Consider the following 26,636-nt stretch of genomic DNA (forward strand, 5'->3'; position numbering starts at 1 on the left):
CCTTGGCTTATCAATTCCTATTGTGGACTGCTCTACTGAACATTCCATTTACTTCTCGGAGGTAAGCAATTCTGCTCGTCTAAAAACGTGTACTACGAGAAACACGACGATACTAAGTGAAATTATATTCAGTTGAAGTGGTCCTTCCACATGATCAGGGGCATTCGTAAGCAAGAAGTGAGTATCTGGCAGTGCTCCCTCGAAATGGATGGTGCTGCCAACAAAAGAGAGTTCCAGACCTAGTCCAGCTCGTAGCTTGAAATAATAGTCACTAAAATGCCAAGTAGTTATCTGTATCCCTTGACAGACAATGCATAAGGCAATGAACGGTAGGTTCGGCTGGTGAAACAGTTGATACCCTATGAAGAAGCTAAAAAAGAAGAATAGAAAGGGAATGTAAAGGATTGGTTGGAGGAAAGGTTGACTGGCACTACTGCAATAAGTGTATAACACGAGTAGAAAGGCCGTAACAGCCATTGCCATTTGATAGGTCGCTAGAAATCGTAGTGGATTCATTAAGCCTTTCGCATAATAGTGATTATAGCAGCCCTAAAATAGAATTTTAAAGAGTAGAGGAGTAGTCTGGTTTCTTTGATTCGTCTCGGAAAAGTTGCTTAACGTCATGTTGGTGGCTGTTGCAAGAGTCTGGTGGTAGGCTGAAATCAGGTAATGCGCCCCTGCGGCCGCTGCTAAAGAGAATACTTTCCAGCCTATTCAGATCTAATCAGGCACTGAGGCGACTCAGCAGATGTCCCGCGAAGAGTTTTGCAACAGCCACGTGAGTTATATCTTCACTCTTGGAATAAGTACGAGTCTCGACCTTACCGACTACTGCGCTCGACTTAGTACTTTGGCAGGACCGATGCTTGTATTTGAGCGTTTATGAAACTCGTCCTTTCAGGCCATTTCGTAAACGTCAGATCGCAGACGTGTTTCTTAAACTTGACTAGCTCGGCAGTTATCCGTTCTCACCCGATATCGAGCAGTTCACCGAAACGAGCGTAATTTTTGCCCGTTCAAACAAAGAATCCCTTTTCCGCATGGCAGGTATTGAAATTCACGGAGCCGACGAGAAGTTTCTTGACGTGACGTTGAACGATGTGCTGCCGTGCCTACATGCCCCGGCCGACATACAATGGCGGTTATGGGTTCTAGAAGCGTGGTCGGCCGAAGAATGGACGATGGAGGGACTGTCGTGCGAAGCGTATGAAAATGCGGTCAATGATACCCCAGGCGGGCGGCCCATTACGCGGGAACAAATGCAGCAATTGGCCGATGCCCCGGCCCAACTCGTGAACATGGTGCTGCTGGGCAGCCGAGACTTTAGCCACGTGCCTCTTACCCGTATTGATTTTGACCAGAAAACAGCGCTGTATGCAGCGTGCGACTACGTAATAGAGATTTTTGATTCCTCATATGTGATTGTCTACAGCGTGGACGAGTCCTTCATCGAGTGTTTATGTAGCTCCCTAAGGGGCGTAAAAACGATTCAATAGCGTTCAGTGAAAGGGTCCGAAGCTAAACGAGGATTAAAACACAACGGCACTGTGAAACCCGCCCTCTTGCGCTTCGTCGATGTTGGGGTCTTGGTAGGGCTCCCCCAGAAGCACCAGAATGGCCCGGGCGGCCACGCGGAACCGTTCCCAGCGCGGGTCGTGGGCTACAGCTTCGTCGGACCACAAAGTCGATGTGGGTGGAATGCTTCCCAACGCGTCATTGACGCCGGTCATGGCGGCGTAAACCGGGGCGGTGATTTCTTGCTGTTCGCACAAGCCCTCGGCCAAGCGCCAGGCATTGTTCCAATCCAGGGCCAGTTCATCCGCGGGCAAGGCGGGGGTGCCCGCGAACCGCGCCAGCTGGAGCGCCGCTGGGGAGGCCATCCAGCGGATGTCGGTCAGGACCATGGTGTACTGTGGCGTATGCATGCCCAAGTTTACGCAAACGGTGGTGGCTGTTGCAGAACTACCCGCACTGAGCGCGCTTGGGCAGAAGTAGATACCTATGCCAGCGGAAAGACGGTTAGAGGACGCTTCTTCGATGCCAACTGACTGATTAAGGCAGCGAGGAAAGATAGCAGTGGGCTTCTGCAACAGCCACGGTGGTTTCGTTGAACTGTATTCTCTATAGCGGACCAAAAGATTATAACGTTTGCCGATGTCCCTTTACTAAATGTTATGAGGCCTTCAGTTTACTCAAATCACCGTTTGGCTGAACTATAGTGGTTGTCTGAAAGCCATTTGCAGGCGTAGTAGAGTGCCTGCTTGCCAGTAATACCAGCACGTCGGGTTTCTTGGTGGGTGGGTGCAGGGTAGACGGGTTACGTTCGGCTTCCTTTGGCCCCCGTGACCGAATGCGGACGCCGGATTCAGTAGTCAACCATAGCTCCTGGAGCTCTCCAGTATTCCAGCTCCGCACCATTCGGCATACCGGGCCGTTCCCCCCGCAAGGCACTTCATGCGTAAATGTGAGGGTAGCCGAAGGGCCTGCGCCGGTTCCTCGTCGTGCTACCGCCCCCTTTTCTGCCGCGATGCGAGCAGCCAGCTGCCGCCGGCCAGCAGCGCCAGCGCGGCCCCCACGACGGCGGCTTTGGGCAACGCCGGGGCTGCCTCCTCTGGTTTCGCCCGAGCAATTGATTCATCGGTGAAAGGCTGCCGGCTGGTGACGGCCAGAATCAGCCGCGTAGCCTCGGCGGGCTGGTCCCACTGCGGAAAGTGGCCGCAGTGCTCAAACCAGTACAGGCGCGCATCGGGGAACTTCGCCAGCGCCAGCTTCGACTGGCTCGGCAGGCATACCCGGTCCTGCCGGCCCCAGCCGATGACCAGCGGCCCAGGGATGCTGCCCTCAGGCGCGGGCCGCTGCACCTGGCCGTGCGCCAACTGGTCGAGCAACTCGTCGAAGGCGGGCGAGTGGGCGAAAGAGTACATCTCGTCGCGGGCCAGCTGCGAATCCACGGCCCAGGGCCGGGCCGAAAACTGTGGCAGCAGCACCGTGCGCCCCACCGCCGAGCCGGCCAGGGCGGGCATCACCGGCTGCAGGGCCTTCACCAGCTTCACCGACACAGCCACCGAATGGTAGAAGACCGGAATCTGCCAGCCCTGCCAGAACCCGCCCGGGTCCAGTGACACCACCGCGCCGAGCACCCCGCCGCGCCGCGCCAGTTCCAGCACCAGCCGCGCGCCCATCGAACTGCCCACGGCATCAATGCCGAGCAGGTCATGTTGCGTAAGAAAGGCCGTGAGGGCATCGGCAAATGTGCCGATGGAGTTCAAGCCGGCCAGCTGGGGCGTTTCGCCGTGGCCGGGCAAATCGACGGCAATGACGTCCCGCTCGGCGGCCAGGCCGTCGATAATCGTGTTCCAGGACCGCCAGCTGCCGCCGATGCCGTGAACCAGTAACAGGGGACGGCCGGTGCCGCGGCGAACGAAGTGCAGGTCCATAGAGCAACGCATTAGAAAGGTGTAAAGAAGCAAGTGCTCTCCTGTAACAGCCGGCCCACCGAATCGGCTGTCCAAGGCTCCACCAAAAAGAAATAATGAGGTGGTCCGAATAGGCTGGACAGTTTAGGGTAGCAGTTGGAAGAAGTTGTTGGTGAATGCGATACGGCTTCTAATACCCAATGCTGGAGTGTAGCCGGTCGTGATTATAGTAGTCAAAATACTCGGCGACACTGGCTTGGGCGTCGGCCAGGTCAGCGAAAACGGGCCACTCGCGTAGTTCGAGTACCCTCCTTTCTCTGAACGGTAGAAATCAGCTCGGCACCTGGTGGCCAGTTAGCTCCAATGGGGCAGCGCGAGTTTAAGAAACCTGTCCATGATTCAAAGTTTATGAAACGCGCCAAGTAGATGAGTTTCGTAAACTCCTAAACCGGAGCCTAGTCCCCCGCCAAAGTACCACATAACCAACCAGCTGGGTAGGTATCCCAAAACCTTCATTTTTCCAAGAAGGCAGATATAAGCTACATGAACTGTGTTAAAAGTCAAGGATTAAGCGCAAGTTTCGAAGTAAAATCGGCTTGGTAGGGTACGCCCGATTTGACGATGGCAAAGGCTTGTTTGAGCAATTTGTTACACACAGCAATCAGGGCTAGCTTTTTGTTCTTACCCTTGGCCACCAAGCGGTCAAATAGTGCCTGGCACGCGACGTTGGTTTTCTTGGCCGCGAAGCTGCACATAAACAGCTTGCCGCGGATCAAGCCTCCACCCATCTTGGTGATGCGCACCTTACCTCGAATACTAGTGCCGGAGCTATGCTCACGCGGCGATAAGCCAGCCATAGCGATGAGTTGACGGTAGTTGTCGAGATGGGCGAAGCCGCCGGCAAATAGCAGCAGCATACCGGCCGTCTTCGGCCCAATGCCCGGGATCGAGCAGAGCAACTTCATTTCAGTAGCAAAACGCAGGTGTAAAAGGGCCAGCAGTTTCGCTTCGACTGTTTCCACCTGCTGGGTCAGCGCTTTCAAGGTCTGCTGCAGCAGCTTTGCCGCCAGCTTGCTGACAATAGGTTGCTGCTGCAAGGCTTCGAGGGCATTGCAGACCATGGTTTTCTGCTTGAGTAGTTGCTCGTTAACTTGTTCGAGTTGTCGACACTCCACCAAGGCGGCCTCCTCTGGGTGCCATACTTTCACCACTTGCTGCTGACCATAGCGCAGCAGCCACTGGGCATCCTTCCGATCGCTCTTGCCTTTGCTCAAATGCATCTGGATAAAGCGTCTGATGACCAAGGGGTTCAGTACGGCCACTTGCCCACCCTGCTCGTGCAGGTAGTACGCGACGGCCAGGTTGTAGGTACCCGTGGCTTCCATGATAAACCGGCAGTGGGCGCCACAAGTCTTCACCAACTGCTGAAAGCCCGTTTTGCTATTGCTCACCTCCAAGTGTTTGACTTGAGCAGCCACTTGGTAGCAGACGGCGAGCGTGGCTTTGCTCACATCAATGCCGACAACAGGGAAAGACGGTAAAGTGTCCATAGTGGGCGGGGTTAAAGTGAAACAGAATAGATAAAAAGGATTTCCAGGGAATCTTTTGCTATCCTAATACAGGCTCCTCGGCCTCACGGAACTGTCCAAAGTAGCCCCAGAAAAGGGAGGGGATTGTCATGTAAAACGAGCTCGAACGCCCCATAACGTAGGAATCTTATTCCTCCCTTTTCCTTTTCATTAGCCGTCTTTACGGCGAGTAGGCGAACATAGGATAACTTTTAGTTATAAGTACCGCATTGGAAAAGTGACGGTTTTCGACGTAGACAAGGAGGTGGCAACTTATATTACTTAACCCATGAATCGGCAGCAAATAACCTCCTATTGACAGCCGGTAGATCATCTTTTCTTCCCTCGCCAGACAACGCCTGTGGTCTACGCCGCATCTATCAGCTACCAGCCCATACCTATTAAGTAAACTAGTTACCTATTCCTCGTCACCCTATGAGCAAAAGCCTTATCTTCAATAGCCGCCCCGCTACCCCAACCTACCGTCCCAACCGAAACTGGATCATCACGTTTTTGCTGCTGACTTTCAGTCAGCTCCGTGCCCAAACACCGGTCGATATTGCCCGCCTCAACCAGCAGCTTACCCCGCTGACGGCCGTGCTGCCCGGCAGCGGGGTTGCCGACCTGGCCCCGTTAGCCCCCATCGTGGCGTCGGCGCGGGTAGTAGGCCTGGGCGAAAGCACGCACGGCACACATGAGGTATTCCAGCTCAAGCACCGGCTATTGGAGTACTTGGTGACGCAGCAAGGGTTTACCACCTTAGCCGTCGAAGTCGATTACGGGTGGGCCGAAATCCTGAACGAGTACATTCAGACGGGAGCTGGCGACGCGCTCACGGTGCGCAAAGCGATCGGCTCTGACGTGTTGAACACCACCGAATTTTGGGATATGGTGGAGTGGATGCGGGCCTACAACCAGCAGCACACGGCTAAAATCCGCTACGTGGGCATTGATATGCAAGATCCCAGGGCCAATCTGCTTCGCCTAGAGCACTTCGCTACCCAGCGGGCCGATACCGTGTTGGGGCGGCGCGTACGGGAGTTGCGCGCTTATTATGCTGTCATCCAACAGGCTTCCGCCGACACCAAGCAGCGCATCGTGCGCCTTTCCGACGAGCTGGTGCAGCACCTGCAAACCGTGGCAGCGCCGGCGGCGATGCAGCAGCATGGGCAGGCGCTGCACCAACTAGCTGGGCTGCTCCAAGCGGCGAATGGCATTACCATGCGCGACCAAGCGATGGCTACGAATGTCGCTTGGCTGCTGCGACAGGAGCCCGCGGCCAAAGTTGTGGTGTGGGCGCACAATGCCCATATCCAGCGCGATAAGAGCTACCCCTTGATGGGGCAGTACTTGGTTAAGCAGTTGGGACCGGCCTACGTGGCCGTGGGCTTTACCACGGGTCACGGCACGGCCAGCGTCACCAAAGCCGACGGATCTTTTCGTACCCTCGTGCTAACGCCCCCCCCCGCCGACTCCTTTGAATGGGGACTCGACCAAGCGACCCCACCCGACTACTTTCTCAACCTAAGCCGTAGGACGGCTGCCGGCAAGTGGCTGACCAAGAGCCGGAAGTTTCGGTTTATTGGCGGTAATGACTCGCCCGGCGTTGCGGAAAATCAATTTATGGCTTTCCCGCCCCTATCCAAAGCGTTCGATGCGCTGTTTTATCTCCACGAGACGTCCGCTTCACAGCCCTATCAGGCGGTGAATCCAGCCCGGTAACCCATTATTCTACAGCCCACAATCTGCCTTTTACAACGTATAAGCTGGCGTATAACGTTTAGTAAAGGGGACGCGACAAACGTTATAATTTTCTGGTCCGCCATAGAGTATACAGTTCAGTGAATTGACCGTGGCTGTTGCAGAACTCGCTCATCAGCCTAGCAGCCATGATAAGCCTCGGCTACGTACGGGCAACTAGTGGGCCTCTTGGCTCGATGTGACCCACACCGGCCTCCTGAGCAGTACCAGGCTGAGTTCTGCAACAGCCGCGACCGTCTGGCTGAACTGTACTTCACGCCTTATCAGTGGCCGTCCGTAGCCCGTTGGCGGTAGTTGCGGGCATCATGCTGCATTAGCTGCAGGAGTTCTTGACGGGAGGCTGCGTCCAGGCCAGGTAACCGGGTAAGGCTAATCACCATCTTATCAACGGAGCGGAGCGAATCCCCAGCCATCTGGTAGCTGGATAGCTGCGTATCAATAATCCCCTTCTGGCTAAGAAGCATCCACGTCGGACTCGTGTGATTACTGACTTCGTCGAAAATCGTTAACAGGGCGTACCGACCGTTGGAGGTAAGCTCTTGAAAAACACAAAAGTCGCGTGGCTCATACGTCCGGCGGCGGGTATCGACCTTGAGGATGAGCGTGGCATGGACCACGGCCCGCGTTTCGCGCGTGAGGTGTAGGTTGTCGATCCGGATGCACTTTTCGGGCGTGGCCACTAACCGATTCTGCTCCGTACAGGCCGTTAAGAACGCCATAGCCAGTACCTGCCAGCGTGTTGAAATAGTCATGGAAAAACAAAGATGGGCCGTATCGTCAGCCCCAGTGTACCGCCAGATAAAATTACCCTCCTATCGCGGGAGGACAGACATAGGAGCAACCGGTCCACCAGGGCAACTTTTCCTTAGCTTTACCGCTCTGCCTACTTCTATTGTATGTCTATCCTATTCAACAGCCAAGCCCGCGCCACGGCCACCCGCTCCCTGTCCCAACTCAACACGCTCACCAAGTACCCGTCCATCCTCACGCTGCACGCCCTCGGCGAGCGGGGCCGCCTCACCACCGACTTCACCACGCCCGGCCTATTCACCCAGACCCTGACGGCCACCGAGAAAATCGACGGTACCAATGCCCGCCTGTTAGTATTTGCCGACGGCTCCTACGTGGTCGGCTCCCGCGAGAACCTGCTCACCGTCAGCGGCGACCTACTCTTTGACCCCGCCGTGGGCATTGTCGACGGCCTGCGCCGCCTGGTATTTCCCCAATTCGCCGACGAGCAGGGCCACCTGCCTAGCCTGGTGTATCAAACCGCCGCCGGCCAGCCCGCACCGCTTACTGTGCTATTCGGTGAGTTCTACGGCGGCAAGGTCACGGGCAGCTCCAAATACTACGGCCCGCCCACGCAGGTCGGCTTCCGCGTGTTCGACGTGGTAGCGTTTTCTGATGCCGACGCGCTGGCTACCCAGCTGCAGGCCGACATCCGCGACCTGTCCACGTGGCGCGAAACGGAAACCCCCACCGGCTTGCGCTACGGCCAGCCCTTCCTCTCCGAAACTGCCCTGACCGCGTACCTGGCCCAGGTAGGCCTGCCCGCCGTGCCCCAGCTGCCCGCCTTCACTGCTGAAGCCACCCACGAGCAGGTGCTGGAGTGGCTGCGCCAACACATTCCCCACACTCAAGCCGCCCTATCAGGTCAGGCCACACCCGGCCGCGCCGAAGGCGCCATCCTACGCACTGCCGACCGCTCGGCCATCGTCAAAGTCCGCTTCGAAGACTACGAGCGTACCCTCAACCAGCGCGGCAAGTAGTAAGCCTGACCTTATTATAAATAGACGCCCCGCTACTTCTCTCAGCACTGCTGAGAGAAGTAGCGGGGCGATGTTTGTCGACTGATTTTTACTATTCATACTACCTCCCCCGAGTTGATGTACACGGCCACCGAAGTAGAAGTGAGGTATTAGGTGTTGCTCAGCAATTGGGTAGAAGCGTTGCATGAAAAGGCAACAGTATGCCGCTTCTACTGGTACACGTACACATGCGTCAGCTGTGGCTCTCCTTTCCCATTCTCACACACGGTCTTGACCAGCTGCTTTTCGTGGTTGTAGTATGAGCGCCGCCGATTTAGTACGTCGCCGTGGGCCGTGACAGTTTCCTACCGCTCGACTTGGCCGTTGCGGCTCTGGTAGCGAGTGAAGGTATAGGGTGCCCCGTATTCTTGCTGCTGTGGCGTTATGTGCGCGGGAGTACCGTCGGCATTGTACCAGGTGCGGGTGAAGCGGTAACCGGCCGGAGAATACGTGTAGCGCTCTACCCAAATCAGCCGCTGCCCGTCGTAGGAATAATAAGTCTGTACCCGGTCCAGGCTGTCATAGGCCCAGGTGTACCGGTTCTGACGGGAGAAATGTAGCGCGGGTGCGTCGTAGCTCACTCGTCGTTCCTTCGCGTCGTAAGCGTACTGAATGCTGCTGGTTTTTTCCCAGGTGCGGTGTTGCTCATAGTCCGCCTCTCCTACAATGCATCCGTCGCGGCCGCCGATGCCTTTGGCTACGTCTTGCCGCAAGCGTCGCTCATAGGTAAAATGCTCCTGCCGCACCAAACGCCTCTGCTGGTCGTGGTAGTACAGGGTCTTAGCTTGGTCTCCTTTTTTATAGGTAGTATAAGTAAAGACACGTGCCACAAGCATCGTATCCTGGTACTGGTAGCGTGTCGTTCCGTCCACGCAATTATCCCCACACGTTTCCTGGTAGTTGGTGGCGCGTTCCTGAAGCACCTGCCCGCTGGGGCTGAGTGTGCGCACGAGCACCAGCTCCCGCGCCGCGCTGTCAGTCCCCGCAAACTGGTATACCTCGCACCGGGCACCATCGGTTACGGGCATAGGAACGCTAGCAGGAGAAGGCTTCGGCATTGCTTTCGAACCAATCGACACTAGCCGAAAGACAAGCGCACATACGACTAGTAAGACGAGCAGCGCGGCGAACAGACGCATGGTAGAGTAGCTGGAATTAACAGACAAGAAATAGAGTAGCCGACAGTTATACGTCCTTCCCTAGACGCGCCTGCTCCTCCCGCACCAGCTGTTGCAGCTCCGCTTCCGAGGGCAAATTCACCCGGTATTTACGTACGAACAGTTGCTCCGACAATCCCGTGGTAGCGTAGCGCACCAGCGTATCGTTCTTCTGCGCGCACAGAATCAGGCCCACCGGCGGGTTGTCGCCCTCCGTCATTTCATTTTCGCGGTAGTAGTTCAGGTACACGTTCATCTGCCCGGCGTCGGCGTGGCTGAAGGCCCCGATCTTCAGGTCGACCAGCACGTGACATTTCAGGATGCGGTGGTAGAACACCAAGTCAATAAAATAGTGCTCGTTGTCGAAGGTGATGCGCTTCTGCCGAGCCTCGAAGCAGAAGCCCCGCCCCAGCTCCACCAGAAAGGTCTGCAGGTGCTCGATGATGGCCGTTTCCAGATCTTGTTCGCTGTAGCTGGCCCGCTCTTCCAGCCCCAGGAACTCCAGCACGTAAGGGTTCTTCACCACGTCGGCCACCTGTAGTGGCTGCGCGCCGGCGTGGCCTGCCAGCACCGTGGCCTTGTCCGTCGACAGCCCCGTGCGCTCGTAGAGCATGGTGCCCACGGCCCGCTTCAACTCCCGCACCGACCAGCTGTTCTTCACCGCCTGCACCTCGTAGAACGCCCGCTGCAGCGGGTCCGTCAGCGGCAGCAACTCCAGGAAGTGCGAAAAGCTCAGCCGACGCAGCAGCAGCTCCGGTGCCACGCCGGGTAGGGGCGCCTCAGCCGGGGAGAAGGCTGGTAGCGCAGGCAAATTCAACCCCGACAATTCTCTCGACGCTGTTGAGAGAATTGTCGGGTAGGTTCGATAAAAGTCGACGCACCGGTACAGTTGCTGCGTCGACAATCCCCGTACCTGCTTCACTTGCTGCGCCAGTTCCGGCATCAGCCGGGCGCCGTAGGTGGCCCGGTCCTCGCCGTGCTGCTCATATTCAGCAATGTAGTAGCCGATGAGCCAGTTGCGCACCGTCAGCCAATAGTTGATCTGCCGCGCCGCTGCTCGCTGCGTTTGCTCGTGCAGGTGCGTGATGCGCCCAGTCAGTCCGGAAAACGTTGCTTCTGCCATGGCGTCCAAGATACGCGGCCCGCCGCGGTTCTGCGCAACGTATCCGACACGGAAGAGGCTGGCCCCGCATCTAGAGCTAGTTTTGCTAACCAGGAGTCGCTTGGTCGATACTACTACCCCACAACCCAGTACCAGGCGAGGGTAGGTGAACCATAGAGTAGGCTACCGCGGGCTTACGGCATAAAGCAAGTTGTACAAGTTTCTACATCCAACTTCTTCTTTGCTCCTTTGCCTTTACTTAATTGCTTTGTCGCTACTCCGCCGTATCCTTTCAACGTATTTCCTTGTCATTCCATGGGCCTTGATATTCACCTGCAAGCCAACAATCAAGAAGAATTAAACTCAGACGAACTGGATTTTTATCAGCGCAGCCTAAGCCGAACCTTTTGCAACCTGATGAGCCGCCGCGCTGTGGTGGAGGGCGAACCTGAACTCGAGCAAATTGGTCGATTAACGGGTGTGGACATTACTCCCTTGTACGACATGGAGAACTACCCTGACGATAATTTCTTGCGAGGCGAGTTGGAGTATGCCGAGGATGATAAGGAACGGAAAAAAATTCTGCAACGAGCTGAAGCCGACAAAGCGCAACTCGATGGCAACCTGGAAGCAGTAACCGCCCTCATTGACCAGTTGCTCACGAAGCTTCCCCAACTGGAGGATCTACCAAGCCGCCTGAATGATCATGGCTATGATACGCTTCGTAATAAAAGCTATTTCGCTGATTTCACCCAGAATCCAGGCGACGGGTATATCCGTAACAACTTTGGCCAGGACCTGCGCAATTTTCGACGCTTCCTGACGCACGCGCAGGAACACGGCAGTACTACCGTGTACTTTGTCTATGGCTAAGCTGCCGCCCGAAAAGCCAACGAATATAAGTGTTGCCTACGCTCTTCTCTACCCTTCGCTTCTGGTCGCTTCATGAATTTACGGCCCCTTTACGAAACCCTGCAGCAACGGCGGCGTCCCGAAGACATTGCCGACCTGTTACTACCGTTGCTGCAGGACCGCCTGACGCCGACGCAGCTGGCCACGTTGCGCCGGGCAGCCAGTCATTCCGTCCGGCAAGGCGTCTGGCAGTATACATCCCTGCTCGACACCTTCCGCACACCCGTCGGGGCCACGCAGCAAGTGCAGCAGTCGGCCGTTTTGTTTGGCGTGCCGTTTCCTCCTACCCAGCGCTATGATTCGGCCGACGAGGTAGCCGCCTTCCTGCACCAGATCAACCCGCTCATCGGTAAGCAGTACCAGGCAAACAACTACCGCACCGACCGCCTCGACCAGGCCGCCCGCACGGCGGCCGGCCTGGACCTTTCCAAACGGCGCTACAACAAGCTCTTTCGCTCGGTACGCCACCTGGAGCAGAAGCTGCAGCGCCTGCTGCAAGAGTGGCGCAAGCTGGAGCTGGAACAAGTAGCCAAGCACGGGTTGATCCACGACCTGCCCTATGAGGTCTTTGCCCGCGACCTGGATAGCGCTGCCTTCATCGCCTATTACACAGCCCGCTGCAACTTGCGCAGCGAATTTACCCTCGACGGGCAGCAGCGGCCCTACGACGACGTGGCCGACATGCTATTTCAGCGTTGTGCGGGCGCTGCCCCTTCCACCGTGGCATGCTGGTTGGGCGCGGCCGCGCAGCCCGCCAGCCCCACGGCCAACTGGTGGGCTATGGCCCACGTGTACCCCGCTCCCCACGTGTTGGCCCAGCTCGCTGGTGAGCAGCAAGGCCAGCTACTCGGCCGTTGGACCACCTTCCTGCAGGAGGCCGCTACGTATTTACGGGACGTCTGGGCCCGCAACACCTTTGCCCGGCAGACCATGATAGTGAAGCGGGGCGACGACTCCTCTACCTGGAATGCCGCCGCAGGTGCGTGGAACAAGGCCCGCGACAACTGGATTAACCTGCTTTACGCCCTCGGCATGGAGTTCGTGCTCGAGGAGTTGTGCTTTGGCAAGGCGCTGCGCCTGATGGCCGCCGATGTGGCCGCCTGGCACCGCAGCGCCGGCCAGGGGCTGGACCCCAACACGCAGGTCTGGGCCGCGTTGCCCCTGCCGTGGGAGGTGTTTGCCGGCACCGCTACCTGCACCCGCGCACAAGTGGCCGCCGCGTGTCAGCAAGCGGGCCTCGACCCGGAAAAGTCCGGTTGGCTCGCTCCCCGGCCGCACGGTGTAGTAAAGTTTCGACCGACCCCGGAACTAGTGCACGGCGTGCGCATTGCTAATCCGTATCTTGCTGCTATCTTAAAGCGGCACCGCTATTTCTCGGGCAAGGCGGCGCGGCCCCTCCGCCCCGAGCAGAACGAACGGAATACGCCACCAGGATGAGGTAGTTCAGTGGCAGAACGTCCGGCTCTTACCCGGTTGGCCGCAGGTTCGAGCCCTGCCCTCATCGCAACTCTGGTATAGCGCAGTGGAAGAGCGTCCGGCTCTCGGACCGGGTGGCCGCAGGTTCGAGCCCTGCTACCAGAGCAGACCCAAACGGCAAGTAGTTGCCGATCGTTGTAAGACAACTACTGGGGTTTACGCCACCACCAGCGTCCGCTGTCGCCTTACTTGGCTATATACCGAGTCAATAAAAGTCAGCGGCACCGCCTGTCCCGTTGTCCTGCCATCCACCGAGAAAGTCAGGGCGTGCACGCTCCCGAAGGCATAGGCGTACGAAGACGCGTTAGTGGCCCAATGAGTGAGCCGTACCTAACGGGCTGTTAGCCCGCCCCACAATGTTCCCGGTCACGTGCTTCCTGCGCAGGTAGGGCCAGCGTGGTTGCTACCCGTCCAGTTCTTATACCGGGCGCGCGGTATGTAGCCTCTTTGGGGCCGCGGCCGTTACCAGTATATCGTCTTTCCTCCTTCTATTCACTCCATGCAAACCGTCCTGCTCATCTCCGAAGCCGAATGGAGCGCCCTGTGCGCTACCGTCACCGAACTGACCCACCAAGTGCACCAGCTCCTGCATCCAACCCCGGAAAAGCCCGACCCGGTGCTGACCACTGCCCAGGCTGCCGAGTACATCGGGCTGAGCACCGATGCTCTGCGGCGCGCCCGTCGCGGAGGTCGCATCCAGGGCGTGCGCCTCAACGAAAAAGACTGGGGTTTCCGGTGCTCGGCGCTCGATGCTTATCCCCGCCGGTATCACCGCGCAACCTTCCAGCCAGGACCACTCCCGGGTTCCTCCCTGGCCGCCGCACCTGAGTAGCGGCTTGCGCAGGAGCCACTCGCCGGGGCTTGGCACCCCATCTATAATTTCTCGCTACGTTCCCCGGCAACGTCTCACCCGGGTTGGCCCGTACCGGGATAGTAGCGCCGCCGCGCTGGGACCGGGTAAGCTCAGTTAGTCAGCGGACGTTGGGGGGGCATTGAGCCACCCAGATGAATCTAGTCAAACAGCTAGCAGGGTGCTGACCCGTTCGCAGGCTGCCTGCGTTACACCAGCGGGTATCCTGAAGGAGCGATAGGTTCCGATAAAGTGTAAAATTCCAAAGAGGATGACCGAAATAGAATCAAATCTAGGCTGATTCTACTCAAAGACGATGACTATAATGCTCAAAGAGGATGAGTGTAACGAACAATATACCCAAAGTCGATGCGTGTATTTCCCTGCTAGTATAGAAGCTATTTTATTGACTTTAAATTAATTAATCTCTATCTTCTATCCATCTTTGAATGCGTCTACACGTTACTCAAGATGGAAGACCGCTTTGTGCTAACCGCTGGAGTTCGTTGCGCTCATCAGGGGCAGCCCGTCATTGTGCGGCACATACAGGACCTGACGCATATCGTTGTGGAAACTGTAGCCGGTCACGCGATCATCGTCGCCCCACAGCACTTACAACCACTGCCCTCTCAGGAACCAACGCCTCCAGAGCACGACACGTACCAATTTGCGCCCGTAGAAGCACAACGCATAGCGCTCGCTCGGTACGCGATCATTCAACCACTCTTGCAGAAGCGCATACCAGCCACCGTTCTGGCTGCCACGCTCACCCAGCACCAGATCAGCGAAGCCACGCTACGCCGCTGGTTGCAAGCCTACCAGCGGGCCGGCCTAACGGGTTTACTCAAGCACAAGCCAGCGGGAGGAAAGCAACGCTCTCGGTTACCCTCGCAGCGGGAACACGTGGTGCAAGCAGCCGTTCGACAGTATTTCTCGTTGCAACAACCCTGTGCCAAGCACATCTACGACACGTTGTGCCTCACCTGCAACCAACAACAACTGCCCCCTCCTGCCTTGAACACGTTACGTCGACGCATCGCCCAGTTTCCGCAAGAGGAGCGTATTCGGCGGCGACTAGGGGCGCAGGCAGCGCGGGAGCAGTGTCAACCGTTACGCACTAGTACCCTGCAGCCAACTAACCCATTGGAGGTGGTAGAAATTGATCATACGCTGCTCAATATTGTGCTATTGGACGAACAAACGCATCAACCCGTGGGGCGGCCCTGGCTGACGGTAGCGCTAGACATATATTCCCGCATGGTGATTGGCTTTTACTTGTCTTTGGAATTACCTGGGGCCAGCGGAACCGGACTCTGCTTAGCACACGCTATCTTGCCGAAAGAAACGTGGCTAGCACAACGTAACATCGAGGGGGAGTGGCCGTGCTGGGGTGTAATGAAATCCTTACATTTAGATAATGCAAAAGAGTTTCACGGGACGATGCTGCTGCGGGCCTGTGAACAGTATGCTATTCAGCTACAGTATCGCCCACCTGGTCAACCGCAATATGGTGGGCATGTGGAACGGTTGATTCGTACGCTTAAGTATCGCATACGCCACATCCCTGGAGCCTACTTCTCCGCCCGTAAGGAACGACGCACGTACCGGCCGCAAGCCCATGCCATCTTTACCCTGCCCGCCTTTGAGAAATGGCTAACAACCTATCTTATCGGCGTGTATCATCGGAAGAAGCATGCCACGTTGGGGACGAGTCCCGTGTACTGTTACGAACAAGGGATACTAGCTCCGGGTGGGCACGGCGTGCCCGCTCGGCCGATGAATGAACGGCAGGTACAGCTAGATTTTTTACCGTTTGTGGAACGTACCATTCAGCGCTACGGCGTCGTAATCGACCACTTACACTACTTTGACCATGTGCTCCGGTCTTACATCACCAGTTCGGCTGAAGCGGGTCGATCAACGAGACGGCCTAAATATATCTTTCGTACGGATCCGCGAGACCTAAGCCGCGTCTATTTTTTAGATCCGGTTACCCGGGAGTACCATCCTATCCCGCTGGCAGATCTGCGCCAGGGTCCCTTCTCAGTCCACACCAAACGGGAAGCCCTGCGTCGGCTTCGATTACAGCAGTCTCCCTCCGTCCGTGTCCAAGAAAATCAAGTGTTCGCCGCTATGCAGGAGTTGCAACAGCAAGAACAACTAGTCCAGCAACAAGTGGCAGCCCGGGGACAGCGTTCCCGCACCCCTACTTCCCGCAGCCATCGGCGACTTCGCCAAGAAGCGATGATACAGCATCCGTCTTTAATCGAGCATACAAAGCCAACGCCAAGTGAGCAACCAGTAGGGGCGCAGCCGTTGGCAGCCGTAACCGAGTCGTGCTCCCCACGCGTTCGCGTGAAGCATCCCTTCCCAGATCTTGACGATGGAGCATCTCACTTACTTAACAGCTAAATGGCTGGAAAAACCGGATGCGGACCGCATTCGCGCTATCTTACTAGATAAATGGGTACCCTATACGCAGGCCCACCACGTGTTGCAATTTCTCGCGTTCCTGCAAGCCCATCCAGGGATTGGACGTATGCCTAATTTGCTCCTCGTGGGTACGACAGGTAACGGAAAAACCCGCTTGTTGCAGTATTACCGACAAACCCGTCAACCGAGCATAACCCAAGCTGGGCAGAAGACAAAAGGCGTGGAAACGTGGCCTGTGCTCTATGTGCAGGCACCGGCTGTTCCGGATGAGCAGCGGTTCTACGAAAGCATCCTAGACGAACTGCAGGTCCCAATCACACTGGGTACGCGTACCCGAGTACGCCCGCAAATGATCTGCAGCTTACTCCAAGATTTGGGCGTGCGGCTTCTCATTGTAGATGAAATTCAACATGTGCTGGCTGGAACCTACACGAAGCAACGGGAAGTGCTCAACGTGCTCAAGCTGCTGGCCAATACCTTGTGCCTGCCGCTCGTTTTCGCCGGTATCCAGAGTGCCCATAATGTCATTTTGCAGGATGAGCAACTCAATAGTCGATTTGAACGAATTGAATTGCCCCGTTGGACCATGAATGAGGAATATCTGCGCCTGCTGGACAGCTTAGAAACCTTGTTGCCGTTGCAGTTTCCGTCGCACCTTTCCGAGCTACCAATAGCCAGTAAACTACTGGCCTTAAGTGAAGGGACCATCGGCAGCTTAGTAGCACTGCTCAAACGTCTGGCCGTGCATGCTATCGTGCACCATCAGGAGCGTATCACCCTGCAGCAAATCACTCATTTAGAACCTTCGCCGACAGCTGGCTGGCTGTCGGCGGATGTAAGATAACGAGCGGTTTCGACGGTGCTATTTAATTAATAGGGCCGTGAACCGGAACGGCACCTAAAATAAGCGAAAAGCCGAAGTGTGGTGTTTGGCTGGTCGCACCTGCGAGCTTGATAAAAGTTTGAGCTTAAAAGCGTATATGTCATCTTGATAAGCTTTGCTTCCGAACTTTACGGGATGGCAAAAGTGAAAACAGCTGAAGTAGCGACCCAAGTTGAAGCGCTCCTGGAAGGCGGTGCTACCCTGGTAACAGCCAGAGCTATCGTCGGCCTCGACAAACCGGAAAACGTATCAGCTTGGGGGCGGGTCTGCTCAGTGATGTATAGCAAGGCGCTGGCGGCAGCGGCCAAGGAGCGTGACCGATATACCAGGATGCCGTACGCAGCGACGACTTCCGAGGAGGAACTGAAGCGCATCATTGCCGTGAACGAGCAACTAACGCAGCTTGCCTTACAAATTCCGGAAACATCTACCCTACGTGACATCAAATACATTGAAAAGTTACTCAGGGAGTTACCAGCATCCGAGCCGGTCATTGTGGCTTACATTGGCACGTACATTATGTCACCAAAAATGCGGGCGGTGCAAAAACACGGTCGGTATTCCAAGTTGCTACCGTTTCAGCCGTTTACGAAGCTGCTGGACGCCGCTACGCTGTCGTATTTTCGAAACAATTTTATCAGTTGCTTTTTGACGCTGGCCCCCATTGTCGAGGGGGTCATGCTCCGCTGGCTAGGGTACGCGGGGGGGCCAGACAAGCCGGAGTTTGACGATTTGCGCAAGTTCTTCCGGCAAGGGCACCTGCGGCAGCCTCGGCCGCACAACGCGCAATTTCACAAACTACACTCTGACGCAGCGCACGTTATCTTGAACCGCCACCTATTCCGCCCTTCTCAGACCGGAACAGGACACGGACACTTTAACCGTCACCAAGCTGCCCACTTACTCAGTGATGTAGAGTTTGCCACTCAGGCCAATTGCATCCGGCTGTTTGTGCTGCTGGATATTATGACCCAGATATACGTGTTCGAGTCACGCCAGCCCGACCCTCGTTTTGCACCGGAATTAGCCACCAGCCCCGAATTGACAGTGTACTGCGCAATGCTCTTAGAAAGGGCTACCTATCCACTTGCTGAGGATATTATCTTAGGACAAGGCTAGCTTGTGCTGGCACCCATAACACCTCCCCAATGTCTTCACGCTAACAAACCGTAGCCCTTACCTGCCTTCCTCCACTAATGGCACTACGCTAATTACAGGGAAGCTGAGCGGCACCGCGATACAATGATGTAGTTTCTTCCGTAGATGGGATAGGCATTACGGCTGCCTGCATCCTACTTATCCGTAAGATAATCTTAGACACCCTCTAGGGATGATATAATATCCTTTCCTCTTCGTACATGGTCTTTACATCCGAGCAAGCCTTCCAAATGGCCATCCGCGAATTCAAAAAGCTAGCAAAAGAAAGCCAACAGAGGCACTTGTCACGCTTGGTAGAGCTACGGGAGGCCATACAAGCCTATGAAGTCAGCCAGGGGCACGAGCCGGCTTTTCCTGCTGGCTTATTGCCTTCTCTGACGTGTACTACAGAGTGAGTAACCGCTTCATAAGAAATGAGCCCCGAAATCCTTAGAAGGGATGGATGCCTTTGATATCAAGGGATTGTCAATAAATATTAGTCAAAGACAACCAGTAGACGTATCCTCTTATTGCCCGTTTTTCGGTCATACTAGGCACTAGGGCGAAGAGGCCGACGGGTATAGTTTGTGTATCAGCAGCGAAAATGTGTTACAGCAAAGGTAGGCCAAGCTGACTGGCGAGAGCCAGTAAATCAGCAGGTAGAAAAAGGCACGGTCACCTGAGCGGACACCTATCAAGGTGTAGCAGTAGGAGAGCCGATGCTTTTGCATTTCCAGCCACTGCCTTTGTTCTGCCCAGCTTTGTTAGATCAGCGCGAAAGAGTTAGGCAAGCATCACTGCCGGGGAGGCACTACGACCTGAGTCCCGGCAACTATTTGATTTGTATACTGATTGGTTTGAATCTCATTTTCTTGCGCTACTGCCATGCCGGACCTTTGTGTTGGTACTTAACTGCTGCGGATCTCGCTACCCTCTTGCGTACACCTGCGGCTGCCTCGGCTACCCTTACGCAAGAAGTATGGACGCACCCAACGAACACCTGACTTCCGGCCTTACCCGCCGCGACCTGCTGAAAACCGGTTTGCTCTTGGCCGGCGGCGTCCTCTTGCCCGCCATGGGGACAGCGGCCATTTCGGCCGCAACGACTGCCCCTGCTGCCACCAAAAGCAACGTGCACGGTCGGCGTAAACTCGGCACGCTGGAGGTTTCTAGTGTCGGCTTAGGGGTGCAGAACATGAGCCGCAAGTATACTACGGAGATTCCTTCTCGGGCCGAAATGCACAACATTATCCGCAGTGCCTACGACCACGGCGTCACTTTATTTGATGCCGCCGAGGCGTATGGACCGTGGGAGGTGGAGCGCATCCTCGGGGAGGCTGTGGCTCCCTTCCGCAACAAGATTGTCATTGAGACCAAGTTCGGCTGGAATATCGACCAACAGACCGGTCAGCGGTTGCCGGGCCTCAACAGCCGGCCCGACCTCATCAAAGTCGTGGTCGATAACATGCTCAAGCGCCTGCGCACGGACCGCATCGACTTGCTCTACCAACACCGCGTGGACCCAGCGGTGCCCATCGAAGACGTGGCTGGCACGATGCAAGACCTCATCAAACAGGGTAAAGTGCTGCATTACGGCCTGTCGGAGCCCGGCCTACAAACCGTGCGGCGCGCGCACGCGGTGCATCCCGTGACGGCCATTCAGAACGAGTACTCTCTGCTGTGGCGCGGGCCGGAGGCGCAGGTGCTGCCCCTGTGCCAGGAATTGGGCATTGGCTTTGTGGCCTGGAGCCCCCTAGGCATTGGCTTTCTCAACGGGGCCATTGACGCGGGCACCCGGTTTGCCCCCGGCGACATTCGCGGGGGGGAGTCGCGGTTTTCGCCCGAAAACCTGCCCGGCAACTTAGCCCTGGTGGAGCTGTTGAAAAAATGGGGCACCCGCAAAAAGGCCACTCCCGGCCAATTCTCGCTGGCCTGGCTACTGGCCCAAAAGCCCCTTATCGTGCCCATCCCGGGCACTACGCAGATGGCCCACATGCTGGAGAACAACGGCGCGGATGCCATCCGGTTGACGGCAGAGGAATGGCAGCAATTCAACACGGAACTCGCCACCATTCACGTGAAAGGCGAGCGTCTGCCGCAGATGGTACTCCAATTTTCCGGGGTGGAAGCTGCGCCCAAAGCGCAAAACTGATTCCACCCGAAAGGCGCCCGCACTAGGGCGTTACGGCAGAGCACCATAGAAGTAACCACGTTACCACTTAAAAAGCCCACCATGAGAACTTTGATTCTGGGGTTTGTCTTGCTGATGAGCCACACCCTGCAGGCGCAGCAGCCTCAGCCCACGGTTCGCACGGCCGCCGGCGCCCTGCACGGGGTCATCGAAGGGGACGTGGTCAGCTTTAAGGGTATCCCCTACGCGGCGGCCCCAATCGGCGCCAACCGGTGGCGTCCTCCCCAACCGTTCCCCGCGTGGCAGGGCGTGCGCGAGGCTACCCAGTATGGGGCGGATGCGCCGCAGGCGGGGTGGCCGCGCGGCTCGGGCCTGTCAAAGACGTCTTCGGAAGATTGTCTGTTTCTCAACGTGTGGGCGCCGGCTTCCGCCACGAAGCAATCCAAGCTGCCCGTGATGGTGTGGATTCACGGCGGCGGCTTTGTGTTCGGCAGCGGGGGCGGCCCGGAGTTTACGGGCGCCTCGTTCACCCGGCGGGGCGTGCTGCTGGTATCCCTGAACTACCGGTTGGGGCGGCTCGGCTTCTTCGCGTTTCCTGCCCTGAGCAAGGAAATGCCAAATGAACCCAAAGGCAATTATGCCTACATGGACCAGATAGCCGCCCTGCAGTGGATTCAGAAGAACATTGCGGCGTTTGGGGGCGACCCCGGCAACGTGACCATTTTTGGCGAGTCCGCGGGCGGGGTGTCCGTGCAGTCCCTGCTGACGATCCCCGCGTCCAAAGGGCTATTCCACAAAGCTATTATTGAGTCTGGGGGCGGCCGGGATGGGGTGCTCACCGGGCGCCCCCTCAACCAGGAAAACGCCAATGTGCACTATCCTGTATCGGCGGAAGCCATCGGCGTAAACTTCGCCAAGCGGTATAAGATCGAAGGAACCGATGCCGCGGCGCTGGCCAAGCTGCGCGCGCTGAGTGCGGCCGAAATTGTGGATGAGGGCCAGGAAGCGGCTGGGCCGGGTGGGCCACCCACCTATTCTGGGCCGATTCTCGATGGCAAGCTCGTCGTGGAAACGGCCGAGAGCGCCTATAAGGCCGGCCGCGTGCCGCCGGTGCCGATCATTATCGGCTCCAACAGCGCGGAGGTGCCCGCCGGCTTTGTCAATGCCACCTCCAAGGAGCAGCTGCTCTCCTTGTTTGGTAGCCAGCAGGAGGCCGCGGCCAAGGTCTATGATCCGGAGGGCAAGACCGAGTTTGCCCAGATGCTCACCCTGGTCAACACGGACAAGGTGTGGGCCGAGCCGGCCCGGTTCACTGCCCAGGCCTTTGCCGCCCAGAGCAGGCCTGCGTACGTGTACCTATTTTCCTATGTCTCGCCCACCATGCAGCAGTACATGCGCTATGGCGCGGGCCATGGGTCCGAAATCCCGTATGTATTTGGCGCTGTCCGGGGCCAGAACGGCGCCCCCGTGGTCCCCAAAGACCAGGAAGTGGCGACGCGCATGAACACCTACTGGGCCAACTTCGCCAAGACGGGTAACCCCAACGGGAAAGGGCTACCCAAATGGCCCATGTATGACGTAAAGCAGAATACGCTTCTCGAATTTCGCCCCGATGGCGCTGCCGTCGGAGAACCCGACCCGAAGAAAGCACGACTGGACGTCGTGGAAAAAGCCGTTACGTCCGGAAGCCTTCGCTAACGCACGTAGTGCCATTCCGCTACGCGAACTAGATAACTCGCTGCCTAGCAATTAGGCGGATTAACGAACCCTAAAAAGATGAAACAAGCCCTCGCCATCTGGTTGTTCTTGCTGGTCCTGTCCGGGCCGGCCGCCGCGCAAAAAGCGTCCATTTTTCCAAAAGGAGAAATCGCCACCACGGATAATCACACCGGAACGGTGTGGCTCAAAGAACTGAGTGAGGCGGATAGCATGTTCACCTACAGCATTGCGACGGCCACCTTTGCCCCCGGGGCCAAACTGGACTGGCACATTCACCCGGCGGGACAGATTCTGCTGATTACGGAAGGAACGGGCTATTACCAGGAGCGCGGTAAGCCCAAACAAACGGTGCAGCAAGGACAGGTCATCAAATGCCAGCCCGGCGTGGAGCATTGGCACGGGGCCGCCCCCAAAAGCACTTTTGCGTATGTTGCCACAACCCCGGTTACCAAAGGGAAAACTATTTGGTTGAAGAGAGTAACGGCAGAGGAGTATCGTCGATAAACCTTCTTGCTGGCGGGCGTCCAATCGAAGGCGACTAGGCAGTGGGGCTAGGGCAGCAAGTCCGGCAATGCCAGGCCCCTTCCTTTCGTTCAGCCTCTACGGGGCGGCTATCAGTCAGTTAACCTTTAAAGAAATTTCAGTGATGACAACTCCACAACCATTCATGACCAGGCGGTCATTTCTGAAATCTTCCGCCTTGGCGGGGGGAGGACTGATGATCAGTTTTTCGTGGTTATCGGCCTTCACCCCGGCCGACCAGGAAAACGAGCCTGCCCCGAGTGGAAAATGGGTTGAAGTCAATGGGTACGTAAAAATCACCCCCGATAACGTCATCAAGATCCTGAACCCTAATCCGGAATTCGGGCAAAACGTGATGACCTCGCTGCCCATGATTATTGCCGAAGAGCTGGACGCAGACTGGCAGAAAATCGTGGTGGAAATGGGTCCCCATGACAGCGTGAAATTAGGTCCCCAGTTTACCGGGGGTAGCAATTCCGTGCGCATGTACTGGAAACCGCTGCGCGAAGCGGGGGCCGCGGCGCGCCAGATGCTGCGGGAGGCCGCCGCGCAGGCCTGGGGGGTGCCGGTGGCGGAAGTGACCACCAAAGCCGGGATGCTGTATCACGGCAACAGTGGCAAGTCCGGAACCTACGGCAGCTTTGCCTCCCAGGCCGCTACCCGGTCAGTTCCCAAAGGCGTGAAGCTCAAAGAGGCTAAGGATTTTACCGTCGTCAGCCGGTCTAAGAAAAATGTGGAAGGCCGGAAAATCGTCTCCGGCAAGCCCCTTTTTGGCTTAGACTACCAGCAACCCGGGATGCTGATTGCCATGGTGGAGCATCCGCCGGCCTTTGGGCTGAAGCTCAAATCGTTCGATGCAGCCGAGGCCTTGCGCATGCCAGGCATCACCGATGTTTTTCGCCAAAAACTGTACGAGGAGGGCTTTGAGCAGGGTGGTTTCGACACGCGAACCTTCAACGAGCTGCTGGTGGTCGTGGGCAAAACCACGTGGGAGGTGATGCAGGCCCGCAAAAAACTGAAAGTGCAGTGGGAGCCGGCCGGTGATACCACCGACACCATGGGTGGCCGCGGCCAGAAACGAGAGGTCCTCGTACCGGGAGAGCTGGAGAGCACGGACACCCAACTTCAAAAAATGAGGGAATATACGGCCAAGCCGGCCCAGCAGCTCCGCAAGGATGGTGATCCGGAAACAGCGTTCAAAAATGCCGCCCAGGTAATTGAGCGCACGTATAACGCCCCCTTCCTGGCCCATAACTGTATGGAGCCGATGAATTTCTTCGCCCATGTCACGGCAGAGAAGGCTGTATTGGTGGGCCCGCTGCAGGCCCCGGGGTGGACGGAGCCCACGCTGGCCAAGGTTTTGAACCTACCCGCCGACAAAATCGACATTCAGATGACCCGGATGGGTGGGGGCTTCGGGCGCCGGGCTTATGGGCATTACCTGACCGAAGCGGCCCTGATATCCAAAAAAGTAAAAGCCCCAGTCAAGCTGGTCTACACCCGCGAGGATGATATGACCTACGGGATTTATCGCCCGCTGTACACGGCGACCTACCGGGCCGCGCTGGACGCGAATAAGAATCTGATCGCCTTCCACGTGAAAGGCGGCGGCATCCCCGAGCACCCGATTCACGCCAACCGGTTTCCGGCCGGAGCCGTCGATAATTATCTGGCCGAAGGGTGGCAGATACCTTCTAATATCACGATTGGGGCCTTCCGGGCGCCGCGCTCCAACTTCAATGCGGCGGCCGAGCAATCCTTTTTGGATGAGCTGGCGGAGGCCATGGACAAGGACCCGATTGAATTTCGATTGGAGCTTCTGAAACGGGCCAAAGAACATCCGGTCGGGAAAAACAATGAGTACGATGCGGACCGCTACGCCGAGGTACTGAAGCTGGTGCGCGATAAATCAGGCTGGAACCAGGCAGAAAACCGGAAATACAGCCGGGGGGTGGCCGCGTACTTCTGTCATAACTCCTACGCGGCTCACGTCGTGGATATGGTGATGAGAGACGGCCAACCCTATGTGGAGAGGGTCTTCAGCGCCATTGATTGCGGCATTGTGATAAATCCGGATGCGGCGGTGAATATGGTGCAGGGCGCCGTGGTCGACGGGATTGGGAATGCCTTTTACGGAGGCCTGACGCTTAAGAACGGGGCCGTTGAACAAACCAATTTCTATAACTACCGGCTCATCCGCATGCACGAGGCCCCGAAAAAAATTGACGTTCATTTCGTGCAGAACGGCATCGACCCGACCGGCTTGGGCGAGCCACCTTTCCCGCCGGTTTTCGGGGCGGTGGCCAATGCCTTGTACAAAGCGGCTGGCAAACGTTTCTACCAGCAGCCCTTTGGTCCTCAGCTGAATAATCCAACGGCCATTTAATTCTCCGGCTTCTCTTCTTACTATTCCGGCTATGCTCAACCTAACCATCAACAAAAAAACCTATCAAGTAGACGTAGACCCCGATACCCCGTTGCTCTGGGTGCTGCGGGATACGCTGGGCCTGATAGGGACGAAATACGGTTGCGGCGTCGCGCAATGCGGGGCCTGCACGGTGCACCTGAACGGGGAAGCGGTTCGTTCCTGCGTCACCAAAGTGAGCCGGGCCGTCGGGCAAAAAGTAGTGACGATTGAAGGGCTGGCGGAAAAGGCGGATCATCCGGTGCAACAAGCGTGGTTGGAACTGGATGTGGCGCAGTGTGGCTACTGCCAGTCGGGGCAGATAATGGCCGCTGCGGTGCTGCTGCGGGAAAACAAGAATCCGACGGACGCGGATATTGATGCGGCCATGGCCGGCAACATTTGCCGCTGCGGCACCTATCTGCGGATCCGGGAGGCCATTCGTTTAGCCGCGAAGTCGCAGCGCAAAACCAGCAATGGCTAAAAGCTGCTGAATCGGCCGCCCTTATTACATCGTTGTGTTGACTCCCTTCTATGAAGTCCCATCCTGAACCTAAAACCCGTACCTCTTCCTTTCTAAAAATAGGTGCGGCTCTGTCGCTCCTTATTTTCATCACCACCGCCCTCACCACGGTCACCAGCGGTGAAAACGCAACGGCTGAGGGTAGGGGAACGTCATTACGCGCTAGCGCCGCGGGACTAGCAAGGTCCGCGCAGGACAGCACCGAATCAGTGCAGGCTTTTGGCAAAGTCTATAAAGTGCTGATGAGCCCCCGCTGCCTGAACTGCCACCCGGCGGGGAACGTCCCGTTGCAGGGCGACGACAGCCATTTACATACCATGCTTCCCCAGCGAGGCGTGGATGGCAAAGGCGTGTACTCCATGAAATGCGGCAACTGCCACCAGGCCACCAATACCCCCGGCCGGCACACCCCGCCTGGCAACCCGGAATGGCATCTGCCGCCCGCGAACATGAAAATGGTTTTCCAGGGCCGGACCCCCAATCAATTGGCCAAACAACTGGTAGATCCCAGGCAAAATGGCCGTAAGTCTATGAAAGAGTTGCTGGCACACGCCGATGATACGCTGGTGCTGGCCGGTTGGCATCCCGGGGAAGGGCGTACGCTGCCGCCCATGAGCCATGCCGAGTTTAAAAAAGCGTGGACTACCTGGCTGCAAAAGGGAGCCGTTGCGCCAGCTCCTTAAGAAATGCTACTGTTGGCTTCCAAACGCATGTTAGCAGGCCTAAGGGGCGCCTTGTTCGCTCGGAAGTGTTTGAAAAGTATATTAACTCGTTTGATTAGCTTTTTCTGGCGCCTTGAAACCGACGGACCTTTACGAGGCCAATTCGCAGCAG

The 26,636-nt window shown here is 56.9% G+C and carries 21 protein-coding genes, 2 tRNA genes and 1 pseudogene; 17 read left to right on the top strand and 7 right to left on the bottom strand.

Annotation, left to right across the window (positions count from 1 at the left end; all coding sequences use genetic code 11):
* Positions 1-1,040 precede the first annotated feature (1,040 nt).
* Complete coding sequence (locus J4D97_RS16950) at positions 1,041-1,496, top strand: hypothetical protein (protein ID WP_208308607.1); 456 nt, start codon at positions 1,041-1,043, stop codon at positions 1,494-1,496.
* 33 nt (positions 1,497-1,529) lie between these two features.
* Here the strand turns inward: J4D97_RS16950 and J4D97_RS16955 are convergent, their stop codons facing one another.
* From J4D97_RS16955 to J4D97_RS16970, 4 genes and pseudogenes are all read right to left on the bottom strand, one after another.
* On the bottom strand, positions 1,530-1,925 hold the full coding sequence (locus tag J4D97_RS16955; RefSeq protein WP_208308608.1) for a hypothetical protein: 396 nt from the start codon (positions 1,923-1,925) through the stop codon (positions 1,530-1,532).
* Positions 1,926-2,504: 579 nt separating this feature from the next.
* On the bottom strand, positions 2,505-3,449 hold the full coding sequence (locus J4D97_RS16960) for an alpha/beta fold hydrolase (protein WP_347879360.1): 945 nt from the start codon (positions 3,447-3,449) through the stop codon (positions 2,505-2,507).
* 157 nt (positions 3,450-3,606) lie between these two features.
* Positions 3,607-3,699: pseudogene (locus tag J4D97_RS24025) on the bottom strand (integrase core domain-containing protein); the annotation flags it as partial.
* 277 nt (positions 3,700-3,976) lie between these two features.
* Entirely contained in the window at positions 3,977-4,966 is a 990-nt protein-coding gene (locus J4D97_RS16970; protein WP_208308610.1) for an IS110 family transposase, read from the bottom strand.
* A gap of 453 nt (positions 4,967-5,419) precedes the next feature.
* On the opposite strand from J4D97_RS16970, the gene J4D97_RS16975 reads away from it, so the two are divergent.
* Complete coding sequence (locus J4D97_RS16975; protein WP_208308611.1) at positions 5,420-6,706, top strand: erythromycin esterase family protein; 1,287 nt, start codon at positions 5,420-5,422, stop codon at positions 6,704-6,706.
* A 302-nt stretch (positions 6,707-7,008) separates the two neighbouring features.
* Here J4D97_RS16975 and J4D97_RS16980 read toward each other — a convergent pair whose 3' ends face one another.
* Positions 7,009-7,497, bottom strand: a complete 489-nt coding sequence (locus tag J4D97_RS16980) for a hypothetical protein (RefSeq protein WP_208308612.1) — start codon at positions 7,495-7,497, stop codon at positions 7,009-7,011.
* A 144-nt stretch (positions 7,498-7,641) separates the two neighbouring features.
* Here J4D97_RS16980 and J4D97_RS16985 point away from each other — a divergent pair, with 144 nt between their 5' ends.
* Positions 7,642-8,514, top strand: a complete 873-nt coding sequence (locus J4D97_RS16985; protein WP_208308613.1) for an RNA ligase family protein — start codon at positions 7,642-7,644, stop codon at positions 8,512-8,514.
* 344 nt (positions 8,515-8,858) lie between these two features.
* Here J4D97_RS16985 and J4D97_RS16990 read toward each other — a convergent pair whose 3' ends face one another.
* Together J4D97_RS16990 and J4D97_RS16995 are read right to left on the bottom strand one after the other, a co-directional pair.
* Positions 8,859-9,581, bottom strand: a complete 723-nt coding sequence (locus tag J4D97_RS16990; RefSeq protein WP_208308614.1) for a hypothetical protein — start codon at positions 9,579-9,581, stop codon at positions 8,859-8,861.
* A gap of 157 nt (positions 9,582-9,738) precedes the next feature.
* Complete coding sequence (locus J4D97_RS16995) at positions 9,739-10,833, bottom strand: PDDEXK nuclease domain-containing protein (RefSeq protein ID WP_208308615.1); 1,095 nt, start codon at positions 10,831-10,833, stop codon at positions 9,739-9,741.
* A gap of 294 nt (positions 10,834-11,127) precedes the next feature.
* On the opposite strand from J4D97_RS16995, the gene J4D97_RS17000 reads away from it, so the two are divergent.
* The 14 genes from J4D97_RS17000 (at position 11,128) to J4D97_RS17065 (ending at position 26,485) form a co-directional block, all read left to right on the top strand.
* Positions 11,128-11,685 carry a hypothetical protein gene (locus J4D97_RS17000; protein WP_208308616.1) on the top strand — a complete coding sequence of 186 codons (558 nt, stop codon included), beginning with the start codon at positions 11,128-11,130 and terminating at the stop codon, positions 11,683-11,685.
* Positions 11,686-11,757: 72 nt separating this feature from the next.
* Positions 11,758-13,161, top strand: a complete 1,404-nt coding sequence (locus J4D97_RS17005) for a hypothetical protein (RefSeq protein ID WP_208308617.1) — start codon at positions 11,758-11,760, stop codon at positions 13,159-13,161.
* Positions 13,157-13,228, top strand: a tRNA-Lys gene (locus J4D97_RS17010). Before J4D97_RS17005 ends, J4D97_RS17010 begins: the two co-directional genes overlap by 5 nt.
* Before the next feature lie 4 nt (positions 13,229-13,232).
* Positions 13,233-13,305: transfer RNA gene (locus J4D97_RS17015), tRNA-Glu, on the top strand.
* A gap of 394 nt (positions 13,306-13,699) precedes the next feature.
* Positions 13,700-14,032 (top strand): helix-turn-helix domain-containing protein, encoded by a 333-nt coding sequence (locus J4D97_RS17020; RefSeq protein ID WP_208308618.1) that lies wholly within the window; start codon positions 13,700-13,702, stop codon positions 14,030-14,032.
* 489 nt (positions 14,033-14,521) lie between these two features.
* Positions 14,522-16,462 (top strand): Mu transposase C-terminal domain-containing protein, encoded by a 1,941-nt coding sequence (locus tag J4D97_RS17025; RefSeq protein WP_208308619.1) that lies wholly within the window; start codon positions 14,522-14,524, stop codon positions 16,460-16,462.
* Positions 16,434-17,327 (top strand): TniB family NTP-binding protein, encoded by an 894-nt coding sequence (locus J4D97_RS17030; RefSeq protein ID WP_208308620.1) that lies wholly within the window; start codon positions 16,434-16,436, stop codon positions 17,325-17,327. Before J4D97_RS17025 ends, J4D97_RS17030 begins: the two co-directional genes overlap by 29 nt.
* A 174-nt stretch (positions 17,328-17,501) precedes the next feature.
* Positions 17,502-18,485, top strand: a complete 984-nt coding sequence (locus J4D97_RS17035) for a hypothetical protein (protein WP_208308621.1) — start codon at positions 17,502-17,504, stop codon at positions 18,483-18,485.
* A 997-nt stretch (positions 18,486-19,482) separates the two neighbouring features.
* Positions 19,483-20,655 (top strand): aldo/keto reductase, encoded by a 1,173-nt coding sequence (locus J4D97_RS17040; RefSeq protein WP_208308622.1) that lies wholly within the window; start codon positions 19,483-19,485, stop codon positions 20,653-20,655.
* An 81-nt stretch (positions 20,656-20,736) separates the two neighbouring features.
* Positions 20,737-22,332, top strand: coding sequence for a carboxylesterase/lipase family protein (locus J4D97_RS17045; RefSeq protein WP_208308623.1), 1,596 nt, complete (start codon positions 20,737-20,739; stop codon positions 22,330-22,332).
* A gap of 78 nt (positions 22,333-22,410) precedes the next feature.
* A complete protein-coding gene (locus J4D97_RS17050) occupies positions 22,411-22,857 on the top strand; it encodes a cupin domain-containing protein (protein ID WP_208308624.1) in 447 nt (148 codons plus the stop codon).
* Positions 22,858-23,071: 214 nt separating this feature from the next.
* Entirely contained in the window at positions 23,072-25,261 is a 2,190-nt protein-coding gene (locus J4D97_RS17055) for a molybdopterin cofactor-binding domain-containing protein (RefSeq protein ID WP_432207217.1), read from the top strand.
* 31 nt (positions 25,262-25,292) lie between these two features.
* The gene (locus J4D97_RS17060) at positions 25,293-25,763 is read left to right on the top strand and encodes a (2Fe-2S)-binding protein (RefSeq protein ID WP_208308625.1); all 471 of its coding nucleotides are present in this window, start codon (positions 25,293-25,295) and stop codon (positions 25,761-25,763) included.
* Between the two features lie 50 nt (positions 25,764-25,813).
* On the top strand, positions 25,814-26,485 hold the full coding sequence (locus J4D97_RS17065; RefSeq protein ID WP_208308626.1) for a hypothetical protein: 672 nt from the start codon (positions 25,814-25,816) through the stop codon (positions 26,483-26,485).
* The last annotated feature ends 151 nt before the right edge of the window (positions 26,486-26,636 follow it).

It is taken from the genome of Hymenobacter defluvii (genome assembly GCF_017589435.1).
Classification (GTDB): Bacteria; Bacteroidota; Bacteroidia; order Cytophagales; family Hymenobacteraceae; genus Hymenobacter; species Hymenobacter profundi.

Bases quoted from the DNA above. Each gene is read 5' to 3' on its own strand.
- J4D97_RS16955 (WP_208308608.1), bottom strand. From the start codon at position 1,925: ATGCATACGCCACAGTACACCATGGTCCTGACCGACATCCGCTGGATG.
- J4D97_RS17035 (WP_208308621.1), top strand. From the start codon at position 17,502: ATGGCAAAAGTGAAAACAGCTGAAGTAGCGACCCAAGTTGAAGCGCTC.
- J4D97_RS17025 (WP_208308619.1), top strand. From the start codon at position 14,522: ATGGAAGACCGCTTTGTGCTAACCGCTGGAGTTCGTTGCGCTCATCAG.
- J4D97_RS16985 (WP_208308613.1), top strand. From the start codon at position 7,642: ATGTCTATCCTATTCAACAGCCAAGCCCGCGCCACGGCCACCCGCTCC.
- J4D97_RS17060 (WP_208308625.1), top strand. From the start codon at position 25,293: ATGCTCAACCTAACCATCAACAAAAAAACCTATCAAGTAGACGTAGAC.
- J4D97_RS17030 (WP_208308620.1), top strand. From the start codon at position 16,434: ATGGAGCATCTCACTTACTTAACAGCTAAATGGCTGGAAAAACCGGAT.
- J4D97_RS16980 (WP_208308612.1), bottom strand. From the start codon at position 7,497: ATGACTATTTCAACACGCTGGCAGGTACTGGCTATGGCGTTCTTAACG.
- J4D97_RS17020 (WP_208308618.1), top strand. From the start codon at position 13,700: ATGCAAACCGTCCTGCTCATCTCCGAAGCCGAATGGAGCGCCCTGTGC.
- J4D97_RS16950 (WP_208308607.1), top strand. From the start codon at position 1,041: ATGGCAGGTATTGAAATTCACGGAGCCGACGAGAAGTTTCTTGACGTG.
- J4D97_RS17055 (WP_432207217.1), top strand. From the start codon at position 23,072: ATGATCAGTTTTTCGTGGTTATCGGCCTTCACCCCGGCCGACCAGGAA.
- J4D97_RS16975 (WP_208308611.1), top strand. From the start codon at position 5,420: ATGAGCAAAAGCCTTATCTTCAATAGCCGCCCCGCTACCCCAACCTAC.
- J4D97_RS17040 (WP_208308622.1), top strand. From the start codon at position 19,483: ATGGACGCACCCAACGAACACCTGACTTCCGGCCTTACCCGCCGCGAC.
- J4D97_RS17045 (WP_208308623.1), top strand. From the start codon at position 20,737: ATGAGAACTTTGATTCTGGGGTTTGTCTTGCTGATGAGCCACACCCTG.
- J4D97_RS16995 (WP_208308615.1), bottom strand. From the start codon at position 10,833: ATGGCAGAAGCAACGTTTTCCGGACTGACTGGGCGCATCACGCACCTG.
- J4D97_RS17050 (WP_208308624.1), top strand. From the start codon at position 22,411: ATGAAACAAGCCCTCGCCATCTGGTTGTTCTTGCTGGTCCTGTCCGGG.
- J4D97_RS16990 (WP_208308614.1), bottom strand. From the start codon at position 9,581: ATGCCCGTAACCGATGGTGCCCGGTGCGAGGTATACCAGTTTGCGGGG.
- J4D97_RS16970 (WP_208308610.1), bottom strand. From the start codon at position 4,966: ATGGACACTTTACCGTCTTTCCCTGTTGTCGGCATTGATGTGAGCAAA.
- J4D97_RS16960 (WP_347879360.1), bottom strand. From the start codon at position 3,449: ATGCGTTGCTCTATGGACCTGCACTTCGTTCGCCGCGGCACCGGCCGT.
- J4D97_RS17065 (WP_208308626.1), top strand. From the start codon at position 25,814: ATGAAGTCCCATCCTGAACCTAAAACCCGTACCTCTTCCTTTCTAAAA.
- J4D97_RS17000 (WP_208308616.1), top strand. From the start codon at position 11,128: ATGGGCCTTGATATTCACCTGCAAGCCAACAATCAAGAAGAATTAAAC.
- J4D97_RS17005 (WP_208308617.1), top strand. From the start codon at position 11,758: ATGAATTTACGGCCCCTTTACGAAACCCTGCAGCAACGGCGGCGTCCC.